Source organism: Thalassospira sp. MCCC 1A02491 (assembly GCF_001613785.1).
In the GTDB taxonomy this organism is placed as follows: Bacteria; Pseudomonadota; Alphaproteobacteria; order Rhodospirillales; family Thalassospiraceae; genus Thalassospira; species Thalassospira povalilytica.
Genome location: NZ_LPVX01000030.1, coordinates 95,233 through 117,712 on the forward strand (window position 1 = coordinate 95,233; position 22,480 = coordinate 117,712).

Annotated in this window: 19 protein-coding genes; 9 read left to right on the forward strand and 10 right to left on the reverse strand. The window is 54.8% G+C overall.

What is annotated here, in order from left to right:
* Nucleotides 1-21 precede the first annotated feature (21 nt).
* Nucleotides 22-732 carry an alanyl-tRNA editing protein gene (locus AUQ42_RS11915; protein ID WP_068519410.1) on the reverse strand — a complete coding sequence of 237 codons (711 nt, stop codon included), beginning with the start codon at nucleotides 730-732 and terminating at the stop codon, nucleotides 22-24.
* A 270-nt stretch (nucleotides 733-1,002) separates the two neighbouring features.
* On the opposite strand from AUQ42_RS11915, the gene AUQ42_RS11920 reads away from it, so the two are divergent.
* From AUQ42_RS11920 to tyrS, 3 genes are all read left to right on the forward strand, one after another.
* On the forward strand, nucleotides 1,003-1,845 hold the full coding sequence (locus tag AUQ42_RS11920) for a DUF4194 domain-containing protein (RefSeq protein ID WP_156480880.1): 843 nt from the start codon (nucleotides 1,003-1,005) through the stop codon (nucleotides 1,843-1,845).
* 87 nt (nucleotides 1,846-1,932) lie between these two features.
* Entirely contained in the window at nucleotides 1,933-2,469 is a 537-nt protein-coding gene (locus tag AUQ42_RS11925) for a hypothetical protein (RefSeq protein WP_068519303.1), read from the forward strand.
* Between the two features lie 317 nt (nucleotides 2,470-2,786).
* Nucleotides 2,787-4,106 carry a tyrosine--tRNA ligase gene (gene tyrS / locus AUQ42_RS11930; RefSeq protein WP_082817833.1) on the forward strand — a complete coding sequence of 440 codons (1,320 nt, stop codon included), beginning with the start codon at nucleotides 2,787-2,789 and terminating at the stop codon, nucleotides 4,104-4,106.
* Nucleotides 4,107-4,145: 39 nt separating this feature from the next.
* On the opposite strand, the gene AUQ42_RS11935 is transcribed toward tyrS, so the two are convergent.
* Both AUQ42_RS11935 and AUQ42_RS11940 read right to left on the reverse strand, forming a co-directional pair.
* Complete coding sequence (locus tag AUQ42_RS11935) at nucleotides 4,146-5,207, reverse strand: PA0069 family radical SAM protein (RefSeq protein ID WP_369813524.1); 1,062 nt, start codon at nucleotides 5,205-5,207, stop codon at nucleotides 4,146-4,148.
* Between the two features lie 251 nt (nucleotides 5,208-5,458).
* Nucleotides 5,459-7,126 (reverse strand): inverse autotransporter beta domain-containing protein, encoded by a 1,668-nt coding sequence (locus AUQ42_RS11940; RefSeq protein WP_068519305.1) that lies wholly within the window; start codon nucleotides 7,124-7,126, stop codon nucleotides 5,459-5,461.
* 327 nt (nucleotides 7,127-7,453) lie between these two features.
* Here AUQ42_RS11940 and AUQ42_RS11945 point away from each other — a divergent pair, with 327 nt between their 5' ends.
* Nucleotides 7,454-8,086: a LysE family translocator gene (locus AUQ42_RS11945; protein ID WP_068519306.1), complete on the forward strand. Its 633-nt coding sequence runs from the start codon at nucleotides 7,454-7,456 to the stop codon at nucleotides 8,084-8,086.
* Nucleotides 8,087-8,137: 51 nt separating this feature from the next.
* On the opposite strand, the gene AUQ42_RS15805 is transcribed toward AUQ42_RS11945, so the two are convergent.
* The 4 genes from AUQ42_RS15805 to AUQ42_RS11960 form a co-directional block, all read right to left on the reverse strand.
* Nucleotides 8,138-8,296 (reverse strand): hypothetical protein, encoded by a 159-nt coding sequence (locus AUQ42_RS15805; protein ID WP_156480881.1) that lies wholly within the window; start codon nucleotides 8,294-8,296, stop codon nucleotides 8,138-8,140.
* Between the two features lies 1 nt (nucleotide 8,297).
* Nucleotides 8,298-9,872, reverse strand: coding sequence for an L-lactate permease (locus AUQ42_RS11950; RefSeq protein WP_068519307.1), 1,575 nt, complete (start codon nucleotides 9,870-9,872; stop codon nucleotides 8,298-8,300).
* Between the two features lie 191 nt (nucleotides 9,873-10,063).
* The gene (locus tag AUQ42_RS11955) at nucleotides 10,064-11,083 is read right to left on the reverse strand and encodes an LLM class flavin-dependent oxidoreductase (RefSeq protein WP_068519308.1); all 1,020 of its coding nucleotides are present in this window, start codon (nucleotides 11,081-11,083) and stop codon (nucleotides 10,064-10,066) included.
* 106 nt (nucleotides 11,084-11,189) lie between these two features.
* Entirely contained in the window at nucleotides 11,190-12,101 is a 912-nt protein-coding gene (locus AUQ42_RS11960; RefSeq protein WP_068519309.1) for a LysR family transcriptional regulator, read from the reverse strand.
* A gap of 110 nt (nucleotides 12,102-12,211) precedes the next feature.
* On the opposite strand from AUQ42_RS11960, the gene AUQ42_RS11965 reads away from it, so the two are divergent.
* Nucleotides 12,212-13,597, forward strand: coding sequence for an MFS transporter (locus tag AUQ42_RS11965; protein ID WP_082817834.1), 1,386 nt, complete (start codon nucleotides 12,212-12,214; stop codon nucleotides 13,595-13,597).
* A gap of 80 nt (nucleotides 13,598-13,677) precedes the next feature.
* On the opposite strand, the gene AUQ42_RS11970 is transcribed toward AUQ42_RS11965, so the two are convergent.
* Nucleotides 13,678-14,676: a cysteine synthase A gene (locus AUQ42_RS11970; RefSeq protein ID WP_068519311.1), complete on the reverse strand. Its 999-nt coding sequence runs from the start codon at nucleotides 14,674-14,676 to the stop codon at nucleotides 13,678-13,680.
* A 140-nt stretch (nucleotides 14,677-14,816) separates the two neighbouring features.
* The gene (locus AUQ42_RS11975; RefSeq protein ID WP_068519312.1) at nucleotides 14,817-15,455 is read right to left on the reverse strand and encodes an NUDIX domain-containing protein; all 639 of its coding nucleotides are present in this window, start codon (nucleotides 15,453-15,455) and stop codon (nucleotides 14,817-14,819) included.
* 282 nt (nucleotides 15,456-15,737) lie between these two features.
* Here AUQ42_RS11975 and AUQ42_RS11980 point away from each other — a divergent pair, with 282 nt between their 5' ends.
* From AUQ42_RS11980 to AUQ42_RS11990, 3 genes are all read left to right on the forward strand, one after another.
* On the forward strand, nucleotides 15,738-17,369 hold the full coding sequence (locus AUQ42_RS11980; protein WP_068519313.1) for a diguanylate cyclase: 1,632 nt from the start codon (nucleotides 15,738-15,740) through the stop codon (nucleotides 17,367-17,369).
* Between the two features lie 136 nt (nucleotides 17,370-17,505).
* Nucleotides 17,506-18,015 (forward strand): GNAT family N-acetyltransferase, encoded by a 510-nt coding sequence (locus AUQ42_RS11985; protein ID WP_068519314.1) that lies wholly within the window; start codon nucleotides 17,506-17,508, stop codon nucleotides 18,013-18,015.
* 214 nt (nucleotides 18,016-18,229) lie between these two features.
* Nucleotides 18,230-19,690, forward strand: a complete 1,461-nt coding sequence (locus AUQ42_RS11990) for an aminoacyl-histidine dipeptidase (RefSeq protein ID WP_068519315.1) — start codon at nucleotides 18,230-18,232, stop codon at nucleotides 19,688-19,690.
* Between the two features lie 69 nt (nucleotides 19,691-19,759).
* On the opposite strand, the gene AUQ42_RS11995 is transcribed toward AUQ42_RS11990, so the two are convergent.
* Entirely contained in the window at nucleotides 19,760-21,133 is a 1,374-nt protein-coding gene (locus AUQ42_RS11995) for a DnaJ domain-containing protein (protein WP_068519316.1), read from the reverse strand.
* A 184-nt stretch (nucleotides 21,134-21,317) separates the two neighbouring features.
* Here AUQ42_RS11995 and AUQ42_RS12000 point away from each other — a divergent pair, with 184 nt between their 5' ends.
* Complete coding sequence (locus AUQ42_RS12000; RefSeq protein ID WP_068519317.1) at nucleotides 21,318-22,358, forward strand: methyltransferase domain-containing protein; 1,041 nt, start codon at nucleotides 21,318-21,320, stop codon at nucleotides 22,356-22,358.
* The last annotated feature ends 122 nt before the right edge of the window (nucleotides 22,359-22,480 follow it).

The following is a 22,480-nucleotide window of genomic DNA, read 5'->3' on the forward strand; positions in this document are numbered from 1 at the left end:
AATGATCCGATATTGTTGATGTCAGCTGGCGAAAACGATGTTGATCCGCCGGTTCTGACGGCCTTTCTTTTCGATCTTTGCCACAGAAACCGGGCCGATTTCGCCGGTTTTGCGCACATGGGTGCCGCCACACGGCTGAAAATCGATGCCTTCGATTGTAACAGTGCGGATCGAATTGCCATCCATGGGTGGTTGAACCGACATGGTGCGGACAAGTTCCGGGTTGGCTTTAAGTTCGGCCACACTGATTTCACCGTCATAGACATCGGCATCGCGGGCAATCAGTTCGTTCAGTTTCTCGGTGATTTCATCCTTGTCGAGTGCGCTGTCGGGCAGATTGAAATCAAGGCGTGCCTTATGTGCTGCGATATTGCCACCCGTAACGTCGCCTTCGATCACGGCACATAAAAGATGCAGGCAGGTGTGAAAGCGCATCAGTTTATGGCGGTGATCCCAATCAAGTTCCGCTGTGACGGCGTCACCAACGCCCGGAAGCGGATGGTTTTCATCGATGATGTGCAGGATGCGACCTGTTTCGCGATCCTTGACGGTGGTAACGACCGGAAGAAAATCACCCGATGCGGTTTTCAAGGTGCCGATATCGCCAGTCTGGCCGCCTGCGGTGGCATAGAAAACGGTCTGATCAAGTTCGATGCCGCGATCCGAAATACTTTGGATGGTGGCATCACAACTTCTGGCATAGGCATCTTCGCGAAACAAAAGGCGTGTCATGGTCTCGATCCCCTGGTGGTGGCGTTTCTGTGCCGATCTGCTTACGGGCGGGGCAATTTCATGCACGAGATTGCGCATGGGAAATCGCACCAGGCTGTGCCGGTCGACAATTTTGGCATGGTGGGCAATCGGCGGGGGTGTTGTCGAGATCAAATTTGCCAGACCGGATTTTCTGAGATGTAGTGATTGTTACGTAAAATAAAGATCAAAGGTTGCAATTTATACATTTTGTATGATATCTGGTTGGGTAAATCAGGAGTGGCAGCAACCTTGGCAGCAATAATTCACGTCAAACTTACGGGCGAGGGCGATTTCGGACCGGTGGATCTTGAATGTGCGATCCCGCCGGCACGGTTGCCTGTGGTCATGGCGGCCCTGTTCGGGCAGCCGGCACCGGCAATGGCGTCGACCGTACCCGGGATGCCCGCGGCGGCGCAGGGGATGACTGCGCCGGGTTCAATGGCAACCTCACCGGCAGCCCGGGTGGGGTCGGCTTCGGGGGCTGTTCCTGTTCCGGGATCCGCGTCGGGGACCGCTGCGGCATCCGCGCCGGTGTCCACTCCGGGGGTGGATTTTGCGCATTCCGGCAATGCTCGGCACGACGGTATTCCTGCCGGTTCTGATGGCGCATCCTTTGCTGATGGTGCATTCCCGGCCGGAACGAACGGGGCATCTGGTTCCCTTGCAACTAATCCCCAAGCTGCTGATCCGGCATCGGTTGTGGTGGACGAGTATGGCGATCACCAGCAGTCTGACCGGTTTGATGCCGGTTACAGGCTTGTGGCGTCGATGGATATTGATCCCGGTGCATTCATTACCAGTTTCATGGGGGCGCTTGGGGATCTGGTCGGGCGTCTGCAACCGCGCGGTTTTGCCGAAACCATTCTGATTGCGGCGATCTGGCTGCATTATCGCGAAGGACGGGCCATTGTGACGCGCGATGATATTCGCCGTGTCTTGCGGCGTCAGGAACATCTTCGCATGCCGCGAAATTTCAGCCGCGATTTTCATGTCGCTGTGACGCGTGGTTATCTTGATCCGGTGGAAGGTGACGACGGTTTTGCTGTCTCAAGGGCTGGATATCAGTGGTTTCAAACGGAATGTCGAAAATGATACAAAATGTCGATAAATGTATTGACTATATGTATGGGTGATGTATCGTTTTTGCATTGGGACAGATAAAAACGGGTGGGACCAACAATGCGTGAATGGGAAGTCAGAACAAGCTGTCGTGTCTGGCGCGGGCGATATGTTATCCGCGGGGATGTTGACCGGATTGCCAACGACATTGTCGAACTTCAGCAAAACCGTTTCCCGGGTCTGGAAACCAGCAAGGTGTCGCTTCGGGTTGTGACCATGGCGGTCATGTCGGTTCTGGCCGAAGAATGCTGTGAAGACGGGGTGACGGCGGCCGAACTTTCATTTCTTTTGACCACCTGCCTTGGGATGCCGATTTCACCGGCCCGGATTGAAAAGGAAATGGAAGGCCTTTCTGGCCTTGTCTGGACCGGGGAGTGGGGTGGTGAGACCCTTTATGTCATGGAAAAGCGCGGTCTGCGCTTCTTTGAAAGCGCACGCGATCTGGCGCTGACGGAAAATGGAAATCTCAGCCAGGATGATCTGAGTGCGGTTCAGGCCGCCGAAAAGTCGGACGACGTCGCACGCAAACCGATGATCAGTGCAACCATGATGAACAACAATCCGGCCCTGCATGCGCGCTATCGCGTTGTCAGCTAAGACTGGTTGTCAGCTAAGGCTGGCGACACAGGACACTCCGTCGGTTTCATCAGGTAATCACGCACCCGCCATCCTTTGGCGGGTGTTTCTGTTTCGGGGCGTGTTGCAAAACACGCTTGACCGATCCGGATTTGCGCCATATGCATTTGGGCATGGAAAACGTATTTGCACAGTTCAACTCGTATTATCCGCTGCACACATAGTGCGGCGCCTGTTGACGTGTTTTTATAAAACCAAGACCGGCTGCCCCAGGGCGGCCTTTGTTTTTTCCATAAACCGGTTTGCCCGAGGTGGCCCCACCATCAAGGAAAACCGACATGACGATATCCCAACCTGTTGACCAACCAGCCGCCCCGCAAAATGCCAGCGAAGTAACCCAGAACGGTTTTGCATCCGATGTGTTGCTTGCGCTGCATGCGCGTGGTTTCATCCATCAATGCACGTCCTTTGCCGGGCTGGATCGTATTCTTGCCGGTGAAGAGGCCGTGCCGGTTTACATCGGGTTTGATGCCACTGCTGATAGCCTGCATGTCGGGCATCTGTTGCCGATCATGACATTGCGCTGGTTGCAGCGCCACGGTCACAAACCGATTGTGCTGGTGGGTGGTGGTACGACCCGCATCGGCGATCCCAGTTTCCGGTCCGAAGCCCGCCCGATCCTGAGCGACGAACAGATTGCGGCAAACATCAATGGCATTCGCAAGGTGTTCGGCCGGTTCCTGCGTTTCGGGGACGGTCCGAGCGATGCGGTTCTGGTCAATAATGCCGACTGGCTTGATCAGCTTGGCTATGTCGATCTTTTGCGTGATATCGGGCGGCATTTTTCGGTCAACCGGATGCTGTCCTTTGACTCGGTGAAATCAAGGCTCGAACGGCAGGAAAGCCTCAGCTTCCTTGAATTCAACTACATGATCTTGCAGGCGTTCGATTTCCTTGAACTGTCGCGTCGTTTCGGATGCCGGGCCCAGATGGGCGGGGGCGATCAATGGGCCAATATCATCAATGGTGTTGATCTGGTGCGCCGGGTTGATGGCAATGAGGTGTTTGGCATGACCGCACCGCTTCTGACCACCGCATCAGGTGTAAAGATGGGCAAAACTGCCGCCGGGGCCGTGTGGCTGAATGCCGATCGGTGGAGTGCCTTTGACTACTGGCAGTTCTGGCGCAATTGCGAGGATGGGGATGTTGGTCGTTTCCTGCGGCTGTTCACCGATCTGCCATTGCTTGATATCGAACAGCTTGAACAGCTTTCAGGCGCAGCAATCAACGAATCCAAGATCGTGTTGGCCGATGAGGCGACCCGTCTGGCCCATGGCGAATTTGAACTCGAAGCCGTGAAATCCGCCGCCAACGGGGTGTTTGGTGCGAATGGCGATCTTAACGGCCTGCCGACGCTGGAATTCACCGCCCATGCGCTTAAGGACGGCATCGGGATCTTAGCCCTGATTGTCATGGCCGGATTTGCCAAAACCAACAGCGAAGCCCGCCGTCTTGTCGAAGGCGGGGCAGTGCGGATTGATGACAAGCAAATCACAGACCCGGAACATCACATCCTGAATTACGCGTTTGATGATTGGGCGTTATTGCAGCTTTCCGTTGGCAAGAAACGCCATGCCGCGATCAAGCGCGTTGGATAACGGGGATGCGATGAACGTGCGATATATCACGGGCAGGTGTCAGAACAGCGACATCTGCCCGTCTGCGCTGGGGCGTTTGAACCCACTGCAATCAAGGTCCAGTGACCGGCCGGTAAGTCCATATTTCTTGCGGGCCAGGGCAAATCGATGGGCAATCAGATCCGCGACCGGGCCGGTGCCGCGCATGCGGTTGCCAAATTCCGACTGATATCGTTCGCCGCCGCGCATTTGACGGATCAGCGACATGACCTTGTCCTTGCGGTTCGGGTAATGGGCACTCAGCCATTCTTCAAACAGATCGGCGATTTCAAGCGGCAGGCGCAGGACGATATGGCTGATTGATGATGCGCCTGCATCGGCACAGGCCGCGGCGATTTTTTCGATTTCCATATCATTAAGCCCGGGAATGATCGGGGCGGCCAGACCGGTGACGGGGATGCCCGCATCCGAAAGCTTTCGGATGGCCTCAAGCCGGCGATGCGGGGCCGATGCGCGCGGTTCCAGCAAATTGGACAGCCGGTGATCAAGGCTCGTGACCGATACCGCGACCGACGCACGGTTCAGGGCCGCCATCGGTGCAATCAGATCAATGTCGCGCGTCACCAGCGCGCTTTTGGTGATCAGCGAAAAAGGATGCTGACAATCGGCCAGTACGCGGATGATATCGCGGGTCAGTTTCTTGTCGCGATCAACCGGCTGATAGGGATCGGTGCTGGTGCCGATCACAATTGGGGCAGGGGCATAGGACCTGCTTGCCAGTTGTTTGCGCAGAAGGGTCGGGGCGTCGGGCTTCCAGAACAGTCTGGTTTCGAAATCCAGTCCCGGTGACAGACCAAGATAGGCATGGGTCGGTCGAGCAAAGCAATAGATGCAGCCATGTTCACAACCGCGATAGGGATTGATCGAGCGGTCAAAGGGTACATCAGGACTTTGGTTCTTGGTGATGACAGAACGCGCACCATCAATACCCAGCGTGGTCGCAATGCGGGGCGGTTGCTGGTCATCAAGCAACTGGCTGATCCAGCCGTCATCAACCGCCTGATGGATATGGCGTTCAAATCGACCATCAATATTTGATATCGCCCCGCGTCCCTTTTGCATACGGGGCGGAAGAAAATCATCATCATGATCCGGGGCGGTCCAGCCATCACCGGAAACCGGGCAGGGTGTTTGTGGGGTTCTATGGCTTGGTGTGTTTTGCATTCGAGTAGAATATAGAACAAAACGAGAACAATCAAGCGTGCAAAATACCCGGCCAAAGTCATTGTCCGGGTAAACCTGGGCGTCGTGGTGCGCGGAACCTGAAACTGGTCCCGGCAATCCATGGCGTTGGATTGCCGGGACCACATTGTTTAACAGCTTGTCCCGTTGGTGAACGAGATGGTGGAACCATCCGAGGAGGCACCACTACATTGGTTCGTGTTGCCGGTATTGTTGGAACCCGATACCGTATTGTTGGTGGAGCCGGCGCCATATCCAACAAGATTGTTCGAGCTGCCATTTGTAACAGTAACCGAGTTGTCCGAAAACGTGGTGCTGCTTGAGTTGCCAGCCCCGCTGTCGCCAAGCAAAAGGCCAAAGGTTGCCGCTGTGCCGCTGGTTACCTTGGCGCTTATGGCGTTATTGCGAATTTTGACATTGCTTGACCCGCCATTTACCCAAATGCCGACGGCTTCTTGGTTGTTGGCGGTGATGTTGAAGGTGTTGCCGGTAATCTCGACATTGGTGGCGCCGTCTACTTGAACAGCGACCGGATCAAGGCCCGCGTTTGTCGTCATATTGATGGTCACACCGACAAGGCGGCTGTTATTGCCCATGGAAATTGCCGTGTTTCGACCGTTGAGTGTTGCGGGGGCGACATCGGTGGTTATGGATGCGCCCGGTGTTTCAATGGTGACTGTGCGGCCCGACGGGGTTTGAATTTGGAGCAGGCCCTTGCCCATCAGGGTCTGACCATCCTTAAGGTCAATCACGCTGTTTGCACCGGTGAAGGTACCAGACAGGATAATGGTGGCGTTGTTGGCAGCTCCGCTTACAACGTTATCAAGATTGCTTCCGATGGTCGTATCTGACGATGCCAAAACGACATCATTGCCATCACCGGTCTTGGTGATTGTTTCAGGCGCACCAAAAGCACCAGCCTGGGCGACGATATCAACGTCACGGATAATGGGGTCTGTCATACGACGTTCCATGGCATTGAGCTTTGGCCGGTTGCGGTTGGATTTCTCGCCAAAATTCTGCAACGGAATACGAAGGCGGAACAAGGCAAAGCTTTGGGTACCACGCGGATCGTCATGCTGGATTTCCGCACCGATCGACAGACGCGATCCGGCCCAGAGAAAAGGCGTTTCATCAAAGGTCAGATCAAAACGCCCACGCGGGCCCTGGACGGTTTTGGCAATATCATCGGTAAAACGATAACCACCCCCATAAATGCGAAGCTGCTGATTGGCATCGTCCTCAAAGATCGGTACTCGCCAGCCGATTTCTGCATCAAAGCCTTTCATGGCGCGTTCTATACCTGCACGATAGACAAGGCTGGCACCGGTAAAGTCGGCTGTTGCCACTTCATCTGCATATTGTTCGGTCCGCCCGAAAGGCAGATAGGTATTAGCACGCAGATCCCAGTCAAACGACAAGGCTTCCAGGCCAAGGGTCGCCTGGTTGAAGCTGTTCCCATAGGGGCTTTTGCGATGATCGAAATAGCCATAGCCACCGATGTTCCAGCCGCTATCTAACATTTCGCGCAGCGCGAGGCCGAAGTTGCCTTCGCGGCTGTCATTGTCATCCATGCGGGCGCGGAAGCTGCCAAACAGCAGGGTGTCGTCATCTTGCCAAAGCGGCAGGAAAAGGTCAGTTTCTCCGAGGCTTCGTTTTGTGCCCGGTTTTCCTTCAAGGTCGATATGGGGCTGCCATTTGTCGCCGACGGTATAATTCTGTGCCTGTGCAGTCGTTTGAATGGCAGGTGTGAGCAGGGTGGAAAAGCCCAGAATCGCACCGATGAAAAATGGTCTCATATGTTTGCCGCAACTTGTTGTTGGTGTCACCAGTGGCACGAACCGGCTTTGTTTCTGAGACGACAAAAATTAAGAGCTATTTCCGGTGCTTGGATTACTTTCCTAGCGTGCCGGGTCAAATTTATTAGAACAACTCGGAGTTGTCACTGCCAAAAATGATACGTATTTTTACGAATTAAAATAATGTTTTACTAATTTAGTTTATTTTTATTTTGTCCATTATTTGAACTGTTTCGCAGAAAAGGCATGAAGTTCTTTTGTGGCGGTTATCAATCAGTGGTGGTAAATGATTTGCTACTAATTTTTCCTGTGTGAAAAGGTCGTTCCATGGATTGGACGCATATTTTAAGTTTTGCACTTGTTACATCTTTGCTTGTGATGTCACCCGGGCCCAACGGGGTGCTGGTCGCCAAAACGGTTCCGACATCGGGGCGTGCTGCCGGATTTGCCAATGTCGCCGGATTTGTCACGGCGTTTTACATTCACGGCACCTTATCGATATTGGGTATTTCGGTCATTCTGGTGCAATCGGCACAGGCTTTCATGATCGTCAAGCTGTTGGGGGCGGCGTATCTGTGCTGGGTCGGGTTCAAGGCGCTGCGCGAAGCCTGGCGCGGGGTGAAAACGGTGCGGCCTGTCACGCCGGCAAAACGCAAGCGGACCCTGATCATGGCGTTTGGTGAAGGGTTCCTGACCAATGCGCTGAACCCGAAAGTGTCGATTTTCTATCTTGCGGCATTTCCGCAATTCATTCCGACCGGTGAAGGGGCGGTTTCAGCAGCCTTCATGCTGGTCTGTGTCCATGCGGCGATCAATGCCGTCTGGTTCGGGGCGATTATTCTGCTTCTGGCCAAACTGACCCGTTTTGCCGGGAGTGGCCGTTTTCAGCGGGTGCTCAAGGCAACCACGGGGGCGGTATTCATCGCATTTGGGGTAAAGCTGGCGACATTCCGCCCATAAGAACGGATGCAGTTGCAATTCTGACCCGCCGGTTTTAAATCGGCGGGTTTGTTATTTGCGCACAATGATCAGGGCCATGACCGCGCAGATCAGGGCAAACAGGATGTCGCTGGCAGCGATGCTGCCAATAACCATTGCCTCGAAGCTGGCAACCGGAAGAATGATTGATGCCAGAACCAGAAAGACCGGGTTAAACAGTTTCTGTTTCATGTCATGCGCCCCCGTACATGGTGGTAATCAGCAATATTCCAAGCGCCATAAACCCGCAAAGCGCGGTCAGGATCACCCCGGTTTTAAGGACAACCGACAACACCGGGCCTTCCTTGCCAGACAGGCCAACAGTTGAGCAGCCAACAAGAATTTTGGAAGGTGCCAGCATGCTGCCAAGCGACGCCCCGGTGGCCTGGGCGGCAAGGATCAGGGCAGTGGAAAGCCCCGAAAGTTCGGCGGTATGACGCTGGAACATGCCAAACACCACGTTGGAATTGTTGGTGCTGCCGGTCATGAAGGCACCAAGCGCGCCGATTGCCGGTGAAATCACCGGATAGGCGATGGCAAAGGCACCGGAAAAGATCGCGGCACCACCTTCGGCAAGGGCATAGGTCATGCCCGCATGATCCATGATGATGGCAAGTCCAATAACCGGCACCATGCCAATACTGGTCGGAAGGCCGCTTTTGAGCGTGCGTTGCCAGATCCGCTTGCCAATCCCGTCATCATAGCGACCGCGCAATTTGAAAAAGGCAAAGCTTATGGCCGCGGTATAAAGCAGAAGCGCACCCGGATGGCCGAAAATGGCAATCGCCTTGGCACTTTCCGCACCAATGACCCAGCCAAGCGAAGTCGATGTTTCCGGGAAATCAAGGGTGAAGCGGACTTTGCCCAGGAAGTCCTCAACCCCCGGCGCAAAGGTTGCCACGGTCACCAGCACGATAAAGACCAGATAAGGTGTCAATGCCTCGATCAATGGCATGTGGGCATGATCATCATGGACCTGTTCGGCGACATCATCGGGATGGGATTTCCAGAACCGGGTGACGATGATCGATGTTACAAGCCCCGCAATCCCGCCGGTCAATCCGCCAAGCGTCCAGACACCGTAATTGGCCATGCAATATTGCACGACGCCCATCACGCCCGAAATCAGAACCAGCGGGACAATCCGCCGACGAATGGTGCGAAAACCGCCATCAAGCCACAAGACTGCCGCCCCGCAAGTAAAGCCGGACAGGCCAAGCAGGATCGCCGAATAATGGGTCAGTTCGGTGCCGGGAATGCCGGTCACACCAATCAATGCTTCAAACGAAGTTGCCATATTGCCAAACAGCACCGACCAGCTATGACCGATCATGGGGGCAGCAACCGCCAGCACCGGCGAAAAGCCCATGCCCAAAAGCAGTGGGGCGACCACGGCAATCGGAACGCCGAACCCTGCAACCCCTTGCAGGAAGCTTGCAAAAACATAGCCGAGAATAAGCAGTTGAAGCGGTCGATCATCGGTCAGTGACCGGATGGCACGCCCGATGGTTTTGATCGCACCGGCTTCTTCGGCCGCGAAATAAAGGATCAGGGCCGCCCAGACGATATAAAGGATATAAAGTGCCAGCATCACGCCCTTGGCCTGGGCGATGACGAGCATGTCGGTTGGTGCGCCAAAGAAAAACACGGCGATGATGGCGGTGACAAACCATGCAGCCGCGCCGGCACGCGCAGCCCCCCAGTTCATCTTGATCATCAGAAACAGGATGGTTGCGATCGGCAACGCGGCCAACAAAAAGTCGCTCATGGGTGGCGCACCATAACCTTTTGAAAAAATGGGGCTGCCGTCGAAGACGTCGACGGGATGCGCATATTGTCCGAGCTATGATGCAAGCGCAAGTAGTGGAAATCTGGTATTTCGTATGATGAAATCAAAACGCCGGGTTCGGAAGGAACCCGGCGTTTTGATGTGCTTGATCGCATTGCGTAAATTCGTGATCAGGCGCAGTCTTTATTGTCGTCCTGTGCGTTCATTTCACCAAACAGTTCGGCGGCAATGGCAAAGGATTTCTGACGCGCGGCCTGATCATAGATGTTGGCGGTAACCATGATTTCATCGGCCTTGGTCATATAGGCAAATTCGCGCAATTTCTTGCGAACGGTGTCACGCCCGCCAATTGCGGCATAACGCATGGCATGATCAACGCCTGCCTTTTCAACCCGGTTCCAGATTTCGTCCATATCCTTGACCGGTTTGGGTAACTGGCCCGGCGTGCCACGCCGCAGGTTCAGGAATTGCTGCTGCATCGAGGTCGCCAGATATTCGCCTTCCTCGTCGGTGTCAGCAGCAAAGAATCCCATGGCGGCAATCGCATAGGGCTTATCAAGCTGTTCGCTTGGCTCGAACCGGTGACGATAAAGCGACAGCGCATCCATCAGCATGTCAGGCGCAAAATGCGATGCAAAGGCAAAGGGCAGGCCAAGGCGCGCGGCAAGATCAGCCGAAAACAGGCTGCTTCCCAAAAGCCACATCGGGACTTGCGATCCATAGCCCGGAACGGCGCGGATCGGCGGATTGCCCTCGAGCGGGGCGAGGAACGCCTGAACCTGCAATACATCCTGAATGAAGCGTTCTTCGGACCCGTGCATGTCACGGCGAAGGGCGGCTGCGGTACGCTGATCGGTACCCGGTGCGCGACCGATGCCCAGATCAATCCGCCCGGGATGCAGCGCATCAAGGGTTCCGAATTGTTCGGCAATCACCAGCGGCGCATGGTTGGGCAACATCACCCCACCCGAACCGACACGGATGGTTTTGGTGCCCGCCGCCACATGGGCCATCACGACCGAGGTCGCGGCACTGGCAATGCCGGGCATATTGTGATGTTCGGCCAGCCAATAGCGATGATAGCCAAGCTTTTCGGCATGTTGGGCAAGATCAAGTGTATTGCGAAGCGCATCAGAGGGATGTTCGCCCGCATTCACCGGGCAAAGATCAAGAAGGGAATATCGTAGCATCAGCCAGACTTTCGGTTTGGCGCCGACATCGCATTTGCGGGGCGCCTGATTTCACAGTTGGCATTAATCTAGCCCGAAATCATCGTCTTGCCAGTCCTGTTATGGCTCAATCATCGTCGGGTTCGGAAAATGACCGATGGGCGGCCAGGGTGCGGCTGACGAAATTGCGAAGGGCAATGGAAATGTCGTTGCTGCGATAGGCCAGCGACAATTCGGCAATCGGGACTTCACCATCAATTTCGCGATAGACAACGCCATTGGCCTGAAGCTGCGTCATGGGTTTGGGCACCAGTGAAAAACCAAGTTCGGCTGCCACAAAGTTGATGACTGATCCGAGCTGCGGGGCGATCTGGCCCATTTGGGGTTCGAACCCGGCATTGCGGCATGCACTGACCACCTTGTCATAATGTGTCGGGCCGACATCGCGCGGGGTCAGGATCAGGGCATCATCGCGCAATTGAGAAAGTGAGACTTTATCATGTTTTGCCGCCGGGTGCCCGGCAGGCAACACCACAACCATCGGGCCGGACGAAATCACATGCAGACGAATGCCGTCATCGGCAATCGCATCCTGACGCAGGAAGACGGCATCAAGCTGTTCTTCCTTAAGCCGGGTGACAAGCTGGGCCGAGTTGCTTTCTTCCAGCGTCATTTCAACGGCCGGAAAGGCACGTCTGAAATCGCGAAAGACACCGGGAACCGACGGGCTGAAGGCCGCCGATGCGGTAAATCCAACCCGGATGGTGCCGGTTTCACCGCGCCCGGCGCGACGGGCAGCACGAATGGCCCGTTCTGCCAGATCGGGGAATTGCGCGACCACGTCATGGAATGCTGCCCCGGCCTCGGTCAGTTCGGCGCCATGGGGCACACGATGAAAAAGGGCGGTACCGATTTCGGTTTCAAGATCGCGGATCTGTTGACTAAGCGGGGGCTGACCGATGCCGATCCGCGCAGCCGCACGGGTAAAGTTGCCTTCGCGGGCAACAGCCAGAAAGTAACGGATATGGCGCAGTTCCATCGGTGGTATATCCAAAACATATCAAAAATGACTGTTTCATATATTGGACGGATGGCGCGTGGAATGCAATCATAAGCACACCCCACGAACCCTTCCAAAAGAGGTCGCAAATGTCTGTTTCTCGGGATCAAAAACCTGAGCCACATTCAAACGTCGCTGCTGATACGGCGGATAATGACAGCACGTCCCCCCAATGTGCTGAAAGCCCGCTCGCGTCCACCAATGCGCAAATGTCATCCGAACCGGTCTGGATCAGTCCGGGATCGGCGGCATTCCGCCGTATCAGTGTTGCCCTTTTCCTTGCAGGCTATGCGACCTTTTCCCTGATTTATTGCGTGCAGCCGCTTTTGCCGGAACTGGCCAGTCATTTTGGTGTCGGACCGGCGGAAAGTTCATTGGCATTGTCACTGACGACCGGGTTTCTGGCCTTTGCCATTTTGTTGGCTGGTGCGGTATCGGAAGCCGCCGGGCGCAAACAATTGATGCTGGTGTCAATGTGTGTGGCATCGATCCTGAACCTGATTGCGCCGTTTTTGTCAGACTGGCATGCCTTTCTGGTATTGCGCGCACTTGAGGGGCTTATTCTTGGTGGTGTGCCCGCGGTTGCCATGGCCTATCTGGCCGAAGAAATTGATCCCAAGGGGCTGGGCATGGCGATGGGCATCTATATCAGCGGGACCGCAATCGGGGGCTTGAGTGGCCGCGTTGTGATCGGTTTTCTGACTGATATGTTTGGCTGGCATACGGCCCTTGGTGCGATGGGGGCGTTCGGTTTGCTTGCGGCCCTTGGTTTTGCTGTTTTGTTGCCGGCATCGCGCAACTTTGTCCGGCGCCCGGGATTTCAGGTGCGTTATCACCTGCGGGCCTGGGGCGGGCACCTCAAACATGCGGGCCTGCCTTATGTGTTTCTGATTGGCGCCTTTGCCATGGGGTGTTTTGTCACGGTATTTAACTATGTCGGGTTCCGGCTTTCTGATGAACCCTATAGCCTGAGCCAAAGTCAGATCGGCCTGATCTTTGTTGTCTATCTGTGCGGGTCGGTGATGTCGTCTATTGCCGGGGCGCTTTCCGATCGGCTGGGGCGCGGGCCGGTGCTGGTGGTTGGTGTGCTGCTGGCCGGGCTTGGTGTTGTTCTGACCATGCTTGACAGTCTGGGCGGGATCATTGGCGGCATTGTGGTTTTGACCAGCGGCTTTTTCGTTGCCCATTCGATTGCCAGTGGCTGGGTTGGTCGTCTTGCCGAGACGTCAAAGGGCCATGCATCGTCGCTGTATCTTCTGGCCTATTATCTGGGATCAAGCATCATGGGATCGGTTGGCGGATGGTTCTGGGATCACGGAGGATGGAACGCGGTGGCGGGATTTGCCGTGGCGTTGCTGTTTTGTGCATTACTATGCGGTATTCATCTGTGGCGGCTGGCCGCCAAGGCATCGGGTGATCGCGGTCAGGGTGCCGGTGGAAATGCCGTAAAGGGTGAACTGGTCGATGCGACCTGATGGCGGAAAAATTCGCGCACTTATAACAAAACCCCGCCAGATATTCTGGTGGGGTTTTGCGTTTCAGACATCAAATGGTCCTAGAGCCAGTCGGGGCTCGGCAAACCTTTTTCCTTAAGGAAGGTCGGGTTCCAGAGTTTGCTCTGATACCGGGTGCCAAGATCACACAGAACAGTGACGATGGTTTTGCCCGGGCCGAGTTCGCGGGCAAGGCGCACCGCACCGGCAATGTTGATCCCGGTCGAACCGCCCATGCACAGGCCTTCTTCCTTCAGCAGGTCAAAGACGATCGGCAGCATTTCCTCGTCGGAAATCTGGAACGGGTGGTCAATCTCGATGCCTTCAAGGTTCGCAGTGATGCGGCCCTGGCCGATCCCTTCGGAGATCGAGCTGCCTTCGGATTTCAGTTCGCCGAATTTATAGTGGCTGTAAAGTGCCGCACCCATCGGATCAGCAAGGCCGATCTGGATGTTCTTGTTGCGCTCTTTCAGGCCCATCGACACACCGGCAAGCGTGCCGCCGGTACCAACCCCACAGATAAAGCCATCAATCTTGCCATCGGTCTGTTCCCAGATTTCGGGGGCCGTGGTGTCGATATGACCCTGACGGTTGGCGACGTTGTCAAACTGGTTGGCCCAGATTGCGCCATTGGGTTCGGTTTTTGCCAGTTCTTCGGCCAGACGGCGCGATACGTGAACATAGTTGTTCTGATCGCGATAGGGGACAGCCGGCACTTCGCGCAGATCCGCACCCAGAAGACGCAGAAGATCTTTCTTTTCCTGGCTCTGGGTTTCCGGAATGACGATAACTGTGCGATAGCCAAGGGCGTTGCCGACAACAGCAAGGCCGATACCGGTATTGCCGGCCGTACCTTCGACGATAACGCCGCCCGGTTTCAAAAGGCCGCGGGCCTCTGCGTCGCGGATGATGGCAAGCGCCGCACGGTCTTTGACAGAGCCGCCCGGGTTTGCGTATTCCGCCTTGCCAAGAATGGTGCAACCCGTCAGCTCGGAAACCTTTTTCAGTTTCACAAGCGGGGTGCGGCCAATGGCTTCGATGGTGCCATTGCGAATGTCCATGACAGACTCCAAACGTGGTGAGTTCAAAATTTGATTAGTTGTTGATTGGGGCTTTATTACACAAAAGTCAAGATGGTTTGAAAATTACAACGCAAAGTTTGTGTGAAATATATCATATCTCCGAATATCCGGAAAATCCCCTAGACGCCTGCTTCTCTGCGGATGCGGTCGCGATGAAGCATAAGCCATTGTACGGCAATCGTCGCTGTTGCATTGCAGAGTTGTCCATTCTGCAACATGGTAAAGCATTCATCGGCACTGACGGTAAAGACGCGAATGTCTTCGCCTTCGTCTGCAAGACCGTGAATGCCACCGGCTTTGGATGTGTCAACCCGTCCGTAATACATGGTCACTGTCTCGCTTGAGCAGCCCGGTGTGACATAATATCGCGAAATCAGTTCAAGCGGGCCGATGATTTCACAACCGGCTTCTTCGATCGTTTCGCGGCGTGCGACGTCTTCTGCGCTTTCGCCGTCTTCGATAATGCCGGCAACAATTTCAGTCAGCCAGACCGGCATGTCGGGATAATGGTTTTGGACCGACAGGGTGCCGGGGCGAAACTGTTCGATCAGGACAACCTCGTCGCGCACCGGGTCATAGGGCAGAAGTGCGACGGCATGACCGCGTTCAAGAACTTCGCGTTCAAGGATCGCGCTTTTGCCGCCATCGAATTTGTCATGTTGCAGCCGATAGACATCAAGTTTGAAATATCCATCCCAGCCGCGTTTTTGGTCAAGAATGTGAAATTGTCGTGGGCGTGCGTGTTTTTGTTCGGTCATTGTCCGTATATCAGGCTAAAGGGTTTACAATGCAAAAGGAGAGTGATCTAAGACAATCTAAACTCATGGTAATATTTTTTTATTCTTATGTATGTATTTGGTGAATCTCAAGGTGGTGGGCGGCCTGAACCTGCAGTTTGCGGGGTGTTCGTAGGGATAGGTAGGGCATCCCTCGGTTTTAATTATACCTGAACTGTTGTAGTATTTAAGGCACCAATCAAGCTGCATGGTGGCATATCGTGTGGTTTTGGATTTCAGGGTTTCGGGGGAAACAAGACGTTGATGCGGTTCGAGCCAACAGAAATCGCACGTCTGTATGGACGATCACGCGTAGGAGTTGTCGTACACAAGGACTTGCAGGCTGTGTATGTCAATGATGCCTATGCGAAGATGTTGGGGCGCCGTGATGTCCAGGATTTCATGAGCGAACCTGACATGCGTCAGTATATCCCGCCGAGTTTCCACCACGAAGCTGAAAAGCTGGCCGAAGGGTTCCAGGAAAGCAACGGATTTCACGGCTGGAAGAAGGTCTATAACATCCGTACCGACGGCACCCCGGTCTGGATGGAAATCAGCGACGAAACCGTGGAATGGGATCAGGGCAATGCGGTCCTGACCACAGCGCAAATGATCGACAATGGCACAACCGCCATGCAGGTTGATCACATGCTGGGGCGGTCCTTTATCGGGGTCATGGTTCATCGCAATATGACGGCATTATACGTCAATGATGCGTTCGCCCATCTGATGGGGGCGGAAAATGCCAGCAAATTCATGGAAAATCCCAATGTTTTGCGGTTTATCCCCGAACAAAACCGCCCGCGCGCCCTTAAACATGTTGCCGGTATCCTGAGCGGGGAACGCCACGGCGATCGCCACCGGGTGCGCGACATTCTTGATGATGGCAGTTCCGTCTGGCGCGATCTGACGGACGAGCGCATTTTGTGGCACGATGGCAAGCCTGCTGTTTTGACGACAGCACATGATGTGCGCGACGAAGTCGAAATGAATGACGAACTTGTGCGTGCAAAGGCAAGTCTTGAACATGCCGTGACCGAGGTGATCCGGCTTGTGCCATCGGCGGTGGCGATGCTTGACGAAGATTTGCATGTCATCAATCACAACTATGAATTTGCCAGGATGTTCGGTGTGCCCAATACCGATGGCGATGCACCGGCATTTGACATATCGGCACTTTACGAATGCTGTGCGCGGATGAAGCTGAATGGGCACGGTCATTCGACACTTGATGAAATGCAAACCCCGTCCGGGCGTTTGGCCGACATTCGCATGAATATGATGGATGGCGGCGGGATCATGGTGTCGGCGACCGATATCACCGATCACAAACGCAAGGAGCAGATGCTTGATACCCTTGCATCAACCGATCCGCTGACACGTGCCCTTAACCGGCGCGGCTTTGAAATCGCGGTCAGCCGCCTGCGCGAAATTCGCCACCTTAAGGATAAAAGCTGGGTCTTTGGTCTGATCATTCTGGATCTGGATTATTTCAAGGACATCAACGACACATATGGACATGCGATTGGTGACCGGGTGCTTGAAAAGGTGGCCGAAACCCTGCGTCAGGCCCTGCGTGACGATGATCTTGTTGTGCGTCTCGGGGGTGAAGAATTTGCCGTTCTTCTGCCATCTGCAACAGCCGCGGTGACGAAACGGATCGGTGAACGTCTGTCGAATATGATCCGCGCGATTGAAGTTCCGGTATCCAAGGGCAGCAAGGAACTCGTCAAGGTGACGGCAAGTTTCGGGGCCACCGTTGGCGGTGAAGGCCGACACAAGTCTGTTGATCTGGCCGATGCGATGGCACTGGCCGATGAAGCAATGTATGAGGCCAAGGATGCCGGCCGCGATCGCATGATTTTCAAAACCTTTGAACGTGATCCTGAAAACTAGGGGCTGTTTCGCGCAGCCGCCTTTGACGGCGGACTTGATCACGTGCGCGATTGATGCTTTTTCTTTTCCAGCGACAGGTTGTTGCGATTTGACCCGTCCTTTGGTGCCACACCATTGACGATCAGGAGAGCGAAGCATGATTGTCCGTGCCATGACCCCGCAAGACGGGGCATCTGTGATCGAGATTTATGGGCGCGGGATCCGCACCGGAAACGCAACTTTTCAGGACCAGCCCGGGACGTGGGATGATTGGGATAACGGACATTTGAATGAATGCCGTCTGGTTGCCTGCGATCAAACGGACCGGGTTGTCGGCTGGGCCGGGTTGTCCGGGGTTTCAAGTCGCTGTGTTTATCGTGGTGTTGCCGAAATATCGGTCTATGTCGATCCCGACGCCCAGGGAAAGGGGATCGGAACCGCATTGCTTGGTGCCCTGATTGCGGCAAGCGAGGCCCAAGGTATCTGGTCGCTTGAGGCCGGTATTTTTCCGGAAAATATCGCAAGTATTGCACTTCACAAACGGCACGGATTTGCCGAAGTCGGTTTGCGTCGCGGACTCGGCCGTATGGGATACGGTCCGATGGCCGGGCAGTGGCGCGATGTCATGCTGTTGCAACGGCGCAGCACGACGGTTGGTGTCGATTGACACAGCAGCAATTTGCGCCAGACGCCGGGTTTGAGCCGTTTTCTGCGATGGGCCAAGGTCTTTTGCCGGTTTGCTTGCGCTTTGCGTAAAAACACGTAGATGCCCTTTAAATTCGGCCAGTGATAGGGTAATCAACAGTCAGAACCCGCGAAACCGCATAACCGACAATATTCAGTTCAAACACACTGAACAGATCAAACAGGAGAGCGCCACCGTGAACGAGATCAGCAAACTTGCGCCGGTCGCAATCTGGGAAAATTTCCAGAAACTTTGTGATACGCCACGCCCGTCAACCAAGGAAGAAGCAGTGCTTCGGCTGCTTGAAAAAATGGCGGATGACAAGGGGCTTTCGCATTTTCGTGACAGTGGCCAGAACCTTGTGATCAGTGTTCCGGCAACACCGGGTTACGAAGATCGCAAAATGACGATCCTTCAGGCGCATGTGGATATGGTCACCCAGGCCAATTCCGGTTCGACTCATAATTTTGACACCGACCCGATCCGGATGCAGATGGACGGGGAATGGATCACGGCCGACAACACCACCCTTGGTGCCGATAACGGTATTGGTGCTGCTGCCATGATGGGCTTCATGACCGAAGACGGGCTTGAGCACGGACCGCTTGAATTGCTGTTTACGGTCGACGAGGAGCGCGGCCTGACCGGTGCGATGAATCTGGAGCCGGGACGTCTTAAGGGTGAAATCCTTCTGAACCTTGATACCGAAGATGAATATGAACTGTGTGTCGGGTGTGCCGGTGGGGGCGATCTTGTTGCGACCTTCAATTATAGCCCCGAAGCAATCGGTGCCGGATATGTGGCCCGCGACATTGCCCTGACCGGGCTTAAGGGTGGTCATTCAGGCATCGATATCATTCTTGGTCTGGGCAATGCCAACAAGCTGATGGCACGTTTCCTGCGCACGGCCATTCGTGATTTTGATGCTCGTATTGTCGCGGTCAATGCGGGTACGGCGCGAAATGCCATCCCGCGTGAATCCTTTGCCACCATTGTTCTGCCCGAAAGCAAGATTGGCGGATTTGATACCGCGCTTAAGGCATTTGCCGGCGATGTCCGTGATGAAATTGGCGCGATTGAGCCGAATTTCGCGATTGCATCGAAAGATGCCGATTTGCCGGAAACGGCAATGAGCGCAGCCGATTCAAAGAAATTCAACAATGCCTGTGTCGGTGCGCCCAATGGTGTCCAGGCCATGAGCACATCGGTTGAAGGGGTGGTTGAGACCTCGATCAACCTGGCGATTGTCAAGGTGGCGGACGGCACGGCCAAGGTGACCTTGTCTGCGCGCAGTTCGATCAATTCGGCCCGTGATGCCATTCGCGAAGCGGCAACTGCGGTGTTTGAGCTGATCGGGGCGAGTGTTGCGTGGGGGGATGCCTATCCGGGCTGGAAACCCAATGCCAATAGCGAAGTTGTCGAAATGATGAAGTCGGTACATCGCGACATGTTTGGCAAGGATCCGGAAATTCGCGTGATCCATGCCGGTCTTGAATGCGGTGTTCTTGGTGCGAAATACCCGCATTGGGACATGGTTTCGTTTGGCCCGACCATCAAGCGCGCACACAGCCCGGATGAATGCGTTCATGTGCCCAGTGTCGCACGTTTCTGGGATTATCTGCTTGCGGCCTTGAAAGCGATCCCGACCAAGGGATAAGTGCCCGCCTGGGCGCAAACGGGACCTACGGATTAGAAGTCTGTTGTGCGACTGACCGGAATGTTTCGGTCAGTCGCATTTGTTTGTAGCACACCAGTTATCGCGCGCAGTCGATCCGTTGCCCGGAACCAGCGCATCAAGGTTCACAAAGCCGTTTTCGCCAATTGTGGTTTCAACCTCAATCCAGAAACCCTGACTGTCACCGGCAATATAAACCGTTTCAAAACGCGTCAGGCGGCGGATGATTTTGTTATTCACACTTGGCCCGTCACGCATATTGAGAAGTTCACGATCCACATAATAGGGATCGCGATCCTCACCGATCAGTTGTTTGACCTGCTTGGTGATCTGGCTGCCCTGTTTTGCCACCAGTTCAGGGATCTCGCGGGTGACAAATCCCTGACCCGGGCCAAATGCCAGAAGGCCTGCAAAAATCAGAACAAATAACGGGCTCAGATGCAAAAGTGCATCAAGCATCCCTGCGCGTTTCCATTCATCGCGGACACGCCGGGTTGGGCTGCCATCTTCAAGGCGGCGTAAGCTGGCACGGATTTGTTCGGCAAGAACCGATCTGTTGGTGCCGATGAAATCAAGTGCCTGCATCAATACTGCGCGAGCAAGCGGCTTGTTGCCGGCACGTTCAAAGGCGTTGGCATGGGCAAACAGCATTTTGGCATTGCCTTCGGGCGGGAAGGTGCCACCACGCATGTTGCCAAGAATGGCTTTCCATGCCGGGACGATGCTGCGCCATCCCCAGAATCCGCGAAGCCATGTAATGAAACTTGCCTTAAGCGCCATCCGCTTTGCCCCCTTGGGGGCCAGATTGGCGGTAAGTGTTTCGGTTTTGCAGGAATTCAGGAAGCCGCGAACGATCTTGAATTCGACCTGTCTGGGCTGGGCCGAAACCACACCGGTTGCCGCACAGGCAATGAAACCCTGGGCGTTGCTATCGGTTTTTTTGCGGTTATGGCGCCGGGCGCCGGGATGGATGTTGCTTTTGCGCGTGCCGGTTTTGGCCTGCTGTTCGCGATAGGCCTGATTGGCGCGGGCGGTTTTTTCGTCCGTACCGGTCTTGGCCTTTTCCTGTTTGCGGCCGGTTCCGGCAAAGCCTTGTCTGGTGCGGTTCGCATTTTGCGCACCGGCTGCATTCGGGCCATAGCCGGATGCAGTTGGCTTTTCAGACGCGGCAGTTTTGCCCTTTGTGCCGTCATTGGGCCGACTGGTGTTGTTGCCCGATGGCTGTGCAGGGGGCTTGCGTTCACCAATCAGGATTTCATAGGCCTCGGTGATGTCTTTGAATTTTTCTTCGGCATCAAGATCGGTATTGCGGTCCGGATGATATTCAAATGCCAGTTTGCGATAGGCGAGCTTGATTTCCTTTGCGCTCGCGCCTGGCGCAATGTTCAGCATGCTGTAATAGATGCCAAGACGATCCTTGTTCATGTCTTATGTAGATTCCTGTCCTGACAAACGTTCCGGTGCGCGCGATCAGCCAGCATGGATTTTACTGCCGGCGGTGACGGGTGCAATCATATGATTGAAATCTTAACACGTTGTCACTTTTGCCTATTTGTCATATTTTGCAAGAATCACGTAAGCACGCATTTCGAATAAGCAGGTAGCCGTCTTGAAACTCAAATTTTGGCAACGCAAAGCCGACGATGACGGCGAACTGTCCGAAGATGGCGGGCAGGGGGCTGCGTCCGAGTTCGAGATGCCGCCCGGGCATCATCTTGGCCTTGGGACCCGTTTGCGTGCCAAGTGGGAAGGCTATGATGACCCGGTTGAATATTATCTGCTTCAGCTTGAAATAGACGCCTATGCCGACTGGTTGCGCAAAATGCGTGTGTGGCTGGCGCGTCCGGTTGAACCGGAACTGGGCGAACTTGATCTTGATGACGAAATCGGGCGGTGGCCGCCCGAGCGAATCAGGCTGTATGACAAGCTGTTTGATCACGGGATCATGATCCCGGGCGGGCATGATTACGCCCTTGAACTGGCAAAGCCGCTTGCGCTTGATGAAACGCTCAGCTGTCTTGAAATCGGGGCAAAGCTTGGCGGGGTTGCGCGTGTTCTGGCAGACCGGCTTGGCGTTTGGGTGACCGCCTATGAGCAGGATGGGGAACTGGCACTGTTGGGGATGGAGCGATCCGTTCATGCCGGTGTCCAGAAAAAGGTCCCCGTTCAGAAATTCGATCCCGAAAAACCCGAACTGCGCAAAGGCTATTTCAACGTCGTCTATTCGTTCGGCGAACTTTACAAGGTGCCGGGCAAAGAGACGTTTCTGGGCGAACTGGCCGGGACGTTGCGCGAACAGGGCCAGATTCTTTTGACCGACTATGTCCTGACCCGCGATCTTGACGAGGACGGGCTTGCGCAATGGGCCAAGCTCGAAGGGGATGATCTTTTCCCCTGGACTGCACAGGAATACAAATCCCGTCTGGGACAGCTCAAATTTGATATCCGCATCGCCAAGGATGAGTCGGAAACCCATCTTGTGCATATCAAACAGGCCTGGATGACCATGCTGTCGGATATTCAGAAAAGCGGTTTGGACCCGGATGTGATGGATTATCTGCTTCCAGAGATGGAAATGTGGATGAATCGCGTAAAAATGCTTGAAAATGGCTCGCTGGCCTTTTATCGGTTCTACGCAACGATCAACTGATCGCTCAGGTTTCAGACTGCTGCAGGCGACTTTGACGGGATTTGTTCCAATTTCTGTCGCCGCAACCTGTTTTTAGTGTTGACAGGGGCATGTCGTACTTCTATTTTCCGGCTTCCTCGAAG